This is a genomic window from Idiomarina sp. Sol25 (assembly GCF_033052775.1).
GTDB lineage: Bacteria > Pseudomonadota > Gammaproteobacteria > Enterobacterales > Alteromonadaceae > Idiomarina.
In genome coordinates this window covers 1-341 of sequence record NZ_JAUPEW010000066.1, presented here as the reverse complement: position 1 = coordinate 341, position 341 = coordinate 1, and the positions used below count along the sequence as shown (strand labels likewise).

General features: G+C 64.8%; 1 protein-coding gene. It reads right to left on the bottom strand.

All coding sequences use genetic code 11. The features are described 5' to 3' along the window. On the bottom strand, window positions 1–320 hold a 320-nt coding region (locus Q5L94_RS13490), incomplete at its 3' end, for a hypothetical protein (protein ID WP_317498876.1). Window positions 321–341: the final 21 nt, after the last annotated feature.

Here is a 341-nt window from a genome sequence, read left to right as displayed (position 1 = left end):
CCGCGCTCGATCAGGTGGAGCACCTCGCCCGAGCGGCCCGATTGCGAGGTGACCAACATTGCGGGATCACCGGGCAACGGTGCGCGCATGTATTCCGAAACCACATGCTCCGTCGTATCAAGCCCGGCGGCGCGGTAAAAATCCCCCACCGCACGGTTGATCCAGTGCGAGCCGCCCATGCCCAGAAGCGCCAATCGCCCCCGCGCGCGCAACGCCTCGGCGATGGGCCTTGCGCTGTCCCGCGCCGCCCGCAAAGAGGCCAGCGCATCACTGTGTTGCTGCGCCATTTCTGTGCGCAGTTGGTCGATACCTTTGCTCATGGTGATTCTCAGCCCGAAACA